Source organism: Pseudoxanthomonas sp. LjRoot204_2, assembly GCF_056175765.1.
Map to the genome: position 1 here is coordinate 1 of NZ_JBGFFG010000155.1, position 7,445 is coordinate 7,445.

A 7,445-nucleotide genomic window follows, 5' to 3' on the forward strand; every position below is an offset into this window, starting at 1 on the left:
CACGTCGGCGTGGCCCGCCAGCACCAGCGTGTAGGTATCGGCCGGCGTCCACACGCCGACCCGGCCGCGCCCCATCGCGTGCCACCACGCGGCCGGTGCGCCGGCGGTGTCCCGCAGCAGTGCGACATCGTCGCCCACAGGCATCCGCATCGTCCGCCGCGTGAGAACGGGCAGGCCGCCCGGCACGGCGTCGGCATCCACCGGCAGGTCTGCCGTGCCCGCACCGCGTCGTGCGCGCCAGGCGTCGTCGTCCGGCGCGGGACGGGACAGGCGGAACTCGGATTCGTCGTTGCCGACGGCCGGCACGCCCAGCAGGCGTTGCACGGGCGGGGAGATCGGTCCGTCGGCACGCACCAGCACGCCCAGTCCGTCGCGCACAGCCGCGCCGAGTGCCGCACGTTGCGCTTCGCCGAGTCCCGCGGCACTGCGCGCATCCAGAACCAGCAGGTCGAAACGGCGCAGCGTCTCGGCGTTCATCGGCAACGTAGCGTCGCCGAGCTGCATGCCGCCGCCGAGGCTGACCTGCATGTGGAGCGGGATGCTCACGTCGGTCGCCCAGCGACGCAGGTATTTGCCCTCGGCATTGGGCGCACCGGCGAGCACCCATACGCGGGGCGGCGTCGAGGGCTGCGTCCAGACCGGCAGCGACGCGGCATCGGCCACGCTACCGCGCGCTGACCGCACCTCTACCCGGAACAGCGCCGGCCCGGGCAGGCGGGCGACACCGGTGAGGCGGAAGCGACCCTGCTCGTCCACCGGCGCGGCATCGACGCGCTGGCCTGCGGGGTCGAACAGCACCACCGTCGCCTTCGGCACGTCGTTCACGCGACCGCTGGCGATGAAGGTGTCGCCCGGCGCCACGACACCCACCGGCGCGAGTTCGACGACACCGCGCGGCAAGGCGGTAGGCGAATACATGACGCGCCGGTCAACGAGCGCATCGCGGTCGCGGGCTTCCAGTCCATCACCGACGACGTGCAGCGTGCCCACGTCCGGATACCGGCGCAGCGCAGTGCCCAGGTCCGGCACGCGCTCGCTGCCGTCGGTGGACGTGGCCTCCGGCAGAGCGACGCGGGGCTGGCCCTGCAGCACCGCGGGAAGGGCGACCTGTCCGGCGTTCGCGGTCATCACCACCAGCGTGGCGGGGGTCGATGCCTGCCGAGGCGGCAGCAGGGTGAAGTAGAGCAGCAGCGCGCAGACGGGTTGCAGCGCGCACAGCAGCAGGAAGCGGGTACGGGAGCCGCGCACGTCCGTGGAAGCACCGCGACGCCGCGCGATCAGGCGCGCCCACGCGACCAGCACGCCGAGCGCGAGCAGGCCGGCCAGCAGCCAGGGCAGGAGCGCGGGCAAGGTCATCGCGCGGGCTCCTGCTGGAGGGCATCGAGATAGCGGCGGCCAGCATCGTCCGGCGCGGCCCGACGGCGGACCTGTGCGGGCGGTTGCGGCGACGCCGACCACAGCAGCGCACGCAGGCGCGCACGGCAGGGCGCGCACGCCGGATCGCCGCGCACTTCATCGATGGCCGCGAACAGGTCCAGCGCATCCGGCACGCGTGCTTCGTTCGTGCGCAGCCAAGTGTGCAGCGCGTCCAGGTCCGCGCCATCCGCCGGCGCGCGATCGTTGGCCAGGGCACGCCATGCGCGAGCGGGGGCCGCGTCGACGTCGTCGGGCATCGGGGCGAGCGGGCCGAGTGCGCGGGAGCCGATGCCCTTGCGATCGCCGCCCATCCGGCGCGTCTCGTCGATCGGCGGCAGCTCCGGTCCCACGCGGGCCAGGTAGATGCGTGTCGCCTGTTGCACCTGCTTGATGTACTCCAGCGCCTTGTACGCGAACGGCAGTGCGCGGTCCGGCTGTCCCTGGCGCAGGTGAAGTTCCGATTGCCACATCTGGTCCAGCGCCTTCTTCAGCGTGGCGCGTGTGTCGGGGTCGAGCAGCGTCGCGGCTTCGGCGTGGTCGTGCGTGTGGCCATAAGCCTCCAGCACGTCGGCCTCGCGGCCGAAGCTGGCGCCGCTCGCCGACGTCGCATGGTCGTGATCGTCCTGCGCGGCGGTCGGGGTTCCGGCGTGATCGTGTCCGTCGTCCTCCGCGTGGTCGTCGTCGGTGTCGCTGGTCGGCGGCGGTTGCGGCTCGCCTTCGGCTTCCTCGCCGAGGAACTGGCCGTAGCGCAGGCGCAGGATGCGCTGGTCCACGCCGATCGCATCCGAGCGCGTGACGAACGTGTCCGCCGCCAGGCCGCGTTTCTGCTTCTGCAGTGCTTCGGCGTCGATGATGATCTGGCGCTGGCTGCGGAAGTAGGCCGGCATCACCTTCTTCACCAGTCCTTCCAGGCCGGTGCTTTCCTCGCCCAAGTCCGCCGGCCAGCGCAGGATCAGGCCGGGGCTCTGTGCGGTCTGCGGCGTCGGCGCGCGCGTGTCGCGCACGGTGAGCTGTGCGATCAGGTCGTCGCCCACGGCCATGCCGAGCGCCTTCAGGTCCAGCGAGGCGGCGAACCGGCGCGCGGTCGCGGGGCCGGTGCCGTGCAGCGTCATCGCCTGTTCCTTGAACGCGATGTTCTCGCCGCTGCCTTGCGCGAGCGTCAGCTTCAGCGTGGCGGCCRCGGCCACGCCGTAGTCGTCGCGCGCTTCGAAGGCGAGCGCCCAGCGCGTCTGTCCGACCGCCACCAGGCTGAGGCCGCGGTCGGGCGCGAGCACCTTCACCTGCGGCGCGCGATCAGGAATGGCATCCAGCCGCCGGAGTTTCGACGGCGGTTGCGCCTCGGTGCCGGCGGCCACCACGCGGTACAGCGTGGATTTCGCGAGGCCATGCGTCGCTCGCCAGGTGTCGCCGTCGCGCTGCAGCGCGATGCGCTGGCCGTCGTGGAAGACGAGATCCGCGCGGGTCGGTTGCGGTTCGAAGCGCAGCGTCCAGGCGAGTCGCGAGCCGACGGGGGCTTTCGCATCGAGCGTGGCTTCGTCGCGCGCCGACTGGCCCGTGTAGGACGGCGGCGCGACGTGCAAGCGTTGGCCGACCAGGCGCGGGACGCCGGGAACGGCTGGTGTTTCCTCATCCGCAGGCGCGAGCGCGCTGGCCATCGGTGCGCGCGCCGGCCACAGCGCCGACACGGCGATCACCACGCCGGCCACCAGCCACATCGCCACGATGCGCGGCCATGGCCACGGCGTGCGCAGGTCCGGTGCCGGCTGGCTGCGTAGCCGCTCGCGGACGCGCGCTTGCTGCAGCTGTTGCAGCGGCGTCAGCGAAGCGGGTGGTGCCAGCAGCAGATCGCTGCTGTCGTCGAGGTCCTTGCGGCGTGCATCCAGCTGGCGCACCAGCCAGGCGGTGTCGAACGCGCGCGTCCGCCGCCAGGCCAGCGCGGCGAGTACGGCGATCCCGGCCAGCGAGACGGCTACGGCTACCGCGGGCAATGCGAAGCGCCACAACACACCGGCGAGCGCGACAGGAATCGGTGCTCCCAACACCAGTTGGCCGAGCGTCGCATGGCGACGGACCTGGGCGAGACGATCGAAGGCCGACAACGTCATGGCGCCACGCTCCGCGTGCGCCGCGTGGCCATCCAGCGCTCCACCAGCACCAACACCGCGATCAGCAGCGCGAGCCAGGGTTGCAGGTCGCGTGGTGCGACCGGATAGGTCGCGCCACCGCGCGTCGGCGCGTAGTCCGTCGCGAGCACGCGCGCGGGCGCGCTGGCGGGACCGTCGAACAGGGCGCGCAGGCGGTGCGGGAAATCGGCGTCGAGCAGCGCCGGCATCGCGTCGGGCCGCAGCGCACGGGTGAAGCGCATCACCCGGCCCCGGCCGAGCACAGCGCTTTCGACCAGGGGCGCACCTTCGGCATCGCGCCAGGCCGTCGACGACATCGCAATGCCATCCACCATCGTTTCATGGGCGAGCAACGCGACGCCGCCGGACGAGATCCATTGCATGACCGGCGCGGGCACCGGTCCGCGCGCCAGCCACACCAGCGGCTGAGACGGCGGAGGCAACGGCGCGTCGGTGGTCCCGATCTGCACGGCCGTCGCGCTGTTCGGCTGCCACGCCCGTGCGGCGGCGCGCAGGTAGCGCAGCGCATGTTCGTCACCCACAGGGTGGCGGATCGCCCATGCAGGCGATGGCGAGGCCTTCGCCGACGATGCCGGCATCGCGCCGTCGACGACCTTCCAGGTCACCGCACGCGACAGCGCGGGCCTCTCGGCATCCACACCCTGCAAGGTTGCAGGCACGATCACGGTCAACGCGACGCCGGGAGGCAGTTCGGCATCGAGTTGCCGCAGCAGGCTGCCAATGGCCGGCGTGCCGGCAGGCATCGGCGCATCCAGCGACGGGAAGCCCGGCGCCAGCCAGTGCAGCCGCATGCGCGCATCGGAGGTCGTACGTGCGAAGCCTGCATCCACGCCGGGCACGGCGACCGTCCACGGCCGCCCGTCGTCCAGGCCCGACAGCACCGGCCGGGCGAGCCACAGCGCGAGCAATGCGAGCAGCAGCAGGCGCAGCAACAGCAACGGCCATTCGTCGAAGCGGATGCGGTGGCGCGGCTTCGGCTTCTGCCGTAGCCAGCGCAGCGCGGCGAAATCGGTCGGCGTCTGCTCGTGCCGGCGCGCGAGATGCAGCAGCAGCGGCAGCAGCAACGCCGCGAACGCGGCCAGGCCCGCCGGCAGCAGGAACGCCAGGCTCATGCGTACTCCGCCGCGTCACGCGCGCCGAACAGCCGGCGCAGCGGCAGGTCCAGCGGCTGGTCGGTGTAGTGGCGGGCGTGGCGGATGCCGGCCGCGTCCAGGCGCGCATCGAGCACGCCCTGCGCATCCGCGAAGCGGCGCAGGTAGTCCGCGCGCAGGGCCGCCGCATCGCCCAGCAGCTCCTCGCCGGTTTCCGGATCGCGGAAGCGATGGCCGCCGGTGTAGGAGAAATCGCGTTCTTCCGCGGTCAGCAGCTGGATCCCCAGCACCTCGCGCCGCGCGGCAGCGAGCCGTTCCACCAGCGCGGGCATCGCGTCGTCGAACCAGTCGCTCAGCACCAGCACCAGGTCGCCGGCGGCGATGCGTTCGAACACCGGGCCCAGCCGTTCCTGCGCAGGAAACGCGCCGTCCGCACGCAGGCCATGCAGCGCGAGCAGCAGCTGGTCGCGCTGGYGCGCGCCGTTCCCGGGCGCGACCAGGCGCACGCCATCGCCGTGCAGCACGAGCAGGCCGAAGCGGTCGCCCTGGCGCAGCGCGAGTTCGGCGACGCAGGCCGCGAGGCTGCGCGCAGCGTCGAAACGCGTACCGCGCGCGCCATCGCGTTGGGCCATCGAGGCGGTCGCGTCGAGCACGATCCACACCGTCAGCGGACTCTCGCGCTCGGCTTCGCGCACGAAGAAGCGGTCCGAGCGTGCGTACAGCTTCCAGTCGATCTGGCGCAGCTCGTCGCCGGGCTCGTAGGCGCGGTATTGCGCGAACTCCAGGCCGGCGCCACGGCTGCGGCTGTGGTGCACGCCGATCCCCTGCGCACCGATCGCACGGCGCGCGGTCAGCCGCAGGTCCTTCAACCGGCTGCGGACGTCGGCGGGGATCAGGTCGTGCGCCATGGGCGGTCGATCAGGCGGCGAGCGGCACGCCGCGCAGCAGCGCGGCGATCACGTCGTCCGCGCCGACCTGTTCGGCCTCGGCGGCGAACGACAGCAGCAGGCGATGGCGCATCACCGGCTTCGCCAGCGCGACGATATCCTCGCGCGTCGCCGCCAGGCGGCCGTGCAGCAAGGCGCGGGCCTTCGCGGCCAGCACCAGCGACTGGCCGGCGCGCGGACCGGCGCCCCAGCGCACGTACTTGCGGATCTCCTCCGGTACGCCATCGCCAGGACGGCTGGCGCGCACGAGCTTGGTGATCCAGCGCAGAAGGTCCTCGCTGACATGCACGTCGCGCACATGCTTCTGCAGCGCGAGGACGGCTTCGCCCTCCATCACGCGCGGTACCGCGCCGCCGACGCGGCCGGTGGTCTGCGCGAGGATGTCGTGTTCTTCCTGCTCGGTGGGATAGTCCACGCGGATGTGCAGCAGGAATCGGTCCAGCTGCGCTTCCGGCAGCGGATAGGTGCCGGCCTGTTCGAGCGGATTCTGCGTGGCCAGCACGAAGAACGGCGACGGCAGCGCATGCGTGGTGCCGGCATAGCTGACCGTGCGTTCCTGCATCGCCTCCAGCAGCGCGGCCTGGGTCTTCGGCGGCGTGCGGTTGAGTTCGTCGGCGAGCAGCAGGTTGGTGAAGATCGGGCCGGGCTGGAAACGGAAATGGCGATGGCCCGTGCCGTGGTCTTCCTCCAGGAGTTCGGTGCCGAGGATGTCGCTGGGCATCAGGTCCGGGGTGAACTGCACGCGGCGGAACTGCAGGTGCAGGGCCTCGCCCAGCGAGCGCACCAGCAGCGTCTTGCCAAGGCCGGGCACGCCTTCGAGCAGGCAATGCCCGCCGGCGAGCAGGCCGATCAGCAACTGCTCCACCACGTCCTGCTGGCCCACGATGGCCTGGCCGATGGCGGCGCGGAGTTCGCCCAGCGTGGCGAGTTGCTGCTGGAGGTCGGATTCGGTGATGGATGCGTTCATGGGGGTCCGGGAAGAAGTGCGTCAGGTGGTCAGCGCGTAGATCACGAGATTGACCGCAAACTTGGTGTTGTCCTCGGCCAGGAAGCGCTTGTTGCGCCAGTCGTAGTCCCACTCGCAGCCGTAGTCCTTGTTGCTGTAGAGCACGCCGAGGCGGCCGTTGATCTCGATGCCCTGCAGGTACTCGTGCACCAGGTCGTCGCCCCAGCCGTTGAGCTCGAAGCTGGTGGCCGGCGGGCCGTCGAACTTGAAGAACGAGGAATAGATCGCGTGCGTGTTCGGCAGCTTCTTCATCGCCTTCGCGCCGAAGATCGACGCCATCTGCGCCTCGAACGACTTGGCGAACAGGCCGTCGATGTCGTGGTTGCAGTCGTCGACGAACACGAAGCCGCCGTTGCGCACGTAGCGCTCGAAGTGGCGGCGCTCCACCGGGTTGAAATCCACCAGCTTGTGCCCGGCCAGGTAGCAGAACGGGGCGGCGAGCATGCGCGGATCGGACAGCGCCAGCACGTGTTCCTTCGGGTCCACGCGCATCGTGGTGTAGTCGATCAGCGAGGTGATCAGGTTGGACGGCATGCGCGCGTCCACGTCCCAGTCGCCGGAGTCGTACTTCAGCCGGGTGAAATGGAAATCGTAGTGGCCGGCTGCGCGTGCCTGCCTGGGCAATGCGGCCGTCACCATGCCGCCGAGCATCAGGTGGAGGAACTGCGCACGCGTTAGCCGGGTGTGGAGCAAAGCCGAGGTCTCTGAAAGCCCCTCTCCCGACGGCGACCGCAGGAAGTCCCGGTGGGAGAGAGGGGTTGGGGTGAGGGGCGATGGAGTCCCGATGGTTCGAGCATCATGGACTTCGTTCGCCCCTCATCCGCCCTTCGGGCACCTTCTC

6 protein-coding genes are annotated in these 7,445 nt (G+C 71.3%); all 6 read right to left on the reverse strand.

Annotated elements, in window-relative coordinates:
* On the reverse strand, positions 1-1,356 hold a 1,356-nt coding region (locus AC04L7_RS09050), incomplete at its 3' end, for a carboxypeptidase regulatory-like domain-containing protein (RefSeq protein ID WP_475512863.1).
* On the reverse strand, positions 1,353-3,521 hold the full coding sequence (locus tag AC04L7_RS09055; protein ID WP_475512864.1) for a hypothetical protein: 2,169 nt from the start codon (positions 3,519-3,521) through the stop codon (positions 1,353-1,355). The genes AC04L7_RS09050 and AC04L7_RS09055, both read right to left, overlap by 4 nt.
* A complete protein-coding gene (locus AC04L7_RS09060; RefSeq protein ID WP_436000838.1) occupies positions 3,518-4,672 on the reverse strand; it encodes a BatA domain-containing protein in 1,155 nt (384 codons plus the stop codon). The genes AC04L7_RS09055 and AC04L7_RS09060 overlap by 4 nt, the downstream gene beginning before the upstream one ends.
* The gene (locus tag AC04L7_RS09065) at positions 4,669-5,559 is read right to left on the reverse strand and encodes a DUF58 domain-containing protein (protein ID WP_475512865.1); all 891 of its coding nucleotides are present in this window, start codon (positions 5,557-5,559) and stop codon (positions 4,669-4,671) included. Before AC04L7_RS09065 ends, AC04L7_RS09060 begins: the two co-directional genes overlap by 4 nt.
* 10 nt (positions 5,560-5,569) lie before the next feature.
* The gene (locus AC04L7_RS09070) at positions 5,570-6,565 is read right to left on the reverse strand and encodes an AAA family ATPase (RefSeq protein ID WP_436000834.1); all 996 of its coding nucleotides are present in this window, start codon (positions 6,563-6,565) and stop codon (positions 5,570-5,572) included.
* Positions 6,566-6,586: 21 nt separating this feature from the next.
* On the reverse strand, positions 6,587-7,255 hold the full coding sequence (locus AC04L7_RS09075; protein WP_436001123.1) for a DUF4159 domain-containing protein: 669 nt from the start codon (positions 7,253-7,255) through the stop codon (positions 6,587-6,589).
* Between the last annotated feature and the right edge of the window lie 190 nt (positions 7,256-7,445).

Bases quoted from the DNA above. Each gene is read 5' to 3' on its own strand.
- AC04L7_RS09070 (WP_436000834.1), bottom strand. From the start codon at position 6,565: ATGAACGCATCCATCACCGAATCCGACCTCCAGCAGCAACTCGCCACG.
- AC04L7_RS09075 (WP_436001123.1), bottom strand. From the start codon at position 7,255: ATGCTCGGCGGCATGGTGACGGCCGCATTGCCCAGGCAGGCACGCGCA.
- AC04L7_RS09060 (WP_436000838.1), bottom strand. From the start codon at position 4,672: ATGAGCCTGGCGTTCCTGCTGCCGGCGGGCCTGGCCGCGTTCGCGGCG.